Raw genomic sequence first — 1,424 nt, 5'->3', positions numbered from 1 at the left:
GTCCTCGCCGCCCGGCTCGAGCAGGTGGCCGTCGCTGCCTCCGAACGCCTGATCGGTATGAGCGATGGCCGCTACACGCTGCAGCACACCGACGCCAAGGCAGCACGCGGCGCGAAGTCCGGCCTTGGCCTAGAGGTCGTGGACGAGTGGACCGGCCAGCGCCGGGACACCGCCACCCTCTCCGGCGGCGAGTCCTTCATGGCCTCACTGGCGCTGGCCCTTGGGCTGGCGGACGTCGTGCAGCATGAGTCCGGTGGCGTGGACATCGAGACCCTCTTCGTGGACGAGGGCTTCGGCAGCCTCGACGAACAGGCGCTGGAACAAGTCATGGACGCCCTGGAAAGCCTCCGCGACGGCGGCCGGGTGGTGGGGCTCGTGAGCCACGTCGCCGAAATGAAGCAGCGCATCGGCACCCAGCTCCAGGTGGACAAGGGCCGCAGCGGCTCCACCCTGCACATCAGCGACGACACCCGGGCCTGAGCCGGACCCAGAGTGGGCCCTGGGACCGGTCCCGGGGCCCACTCTGGGACCCGTCCCGGCGTCTGGTCCCAGGGCCGGCGTCCCGGGATCGGGTATCATTGGTCTGTTACCGGGTCGCGCGCATCGGGAGGAGGGACGATGCGCAGTATTTAGCGAACCCGGAAACCATGAACCCTTCACCGTCTTCTTTGGTGTCTACTCTTGACGCCCCACTGCCGCCGACCTACGCGCTGCCGGCCGCTTCAATTTCGACCGACGCTCTGCCTGCCCCGTGGCCCGCAAATGGCGGCCGCTACGCGCAGCTGCCGTTGCTCGCCGGCCGCAGCTTCATCCCCCTCGGGCTCTTCGCCCGCCTGCCGCTTGCCATGCTGACGGTCGGCGCCCTGACACTCGTCACCGCCGTCACAGGCTCGTACGCCGTGGGCGGCGCCGCGGCCGGCGCCGTCGGCATCGGTTCCGCACTCGGTGCCCCCGTCCTCGGCGTCCTCGCAGACCGGCTCGGCCAGCGCGGCGTCCTGCTCGTATCCGCCATCGCCAACACCGTGGCCATCGTTGCCCTGATCCTCACGGCCTACCTCATCCCCGGGGTCCACGACCTTGCCGCCGCGGTGCCCGTGCTGGCCGCGGCCTTCGTGGCCGGGGTGAGCTGCCCGCAGGTCGGTCCGCTGGCCCGCGTCCGCTGGATGGCACTGACCTCCCGGACGTCCGGCTCCGGAACCCGTGCGGCCGGGAACTCCGCGGACCTGGACACCGCCCTTTCCTATGAGAGCACCGCGGACGAGCTCACCTTCGTGCTCGGCCCCGCACTCGTCGGAATCCTCGCGAGCCTGCTCGCGCCGTGGCTGCCGCTGGCCCTCGCCGCGGCACTGACCGTGGTCCTCGTACCCGGCTTCGCCGTCCACCCCACGCACCTCGCGGTGGTCCGCACAACGAAACGCCGGCCC

At 71.1% G+C, this 1,424-nt stretch carries 1 protein-coding gene and 1 pseudogene; both read left to right on the top strand.

The window, feature by feature from the left end; translation table 11 throughout:
* Nucleotides 1-480, top strand: a 480-nt coding sequence (locus LQV45_RS32285) for an SbcC/MukB-like Walker B domain-containing protein (protein WP_290370382.1), incomplete at its 5' end; no start/stop codon positions are given.
* A 167-nt stretch (nt 481-647) separates the two neighbouring features.
* A pseudogene (locus LQV45_RS32280) lies at nt 648-1,424 on the top strand (MFS transporter); the annotation flags it as partial.

This window comes from Microbacterium sp. Bi128, from assembly GCF_918698205.1.
Note: the sequence above shows the minus strand (reverse complement) of the source record. Positions and strands in the feature narration are given on the sequence as shown.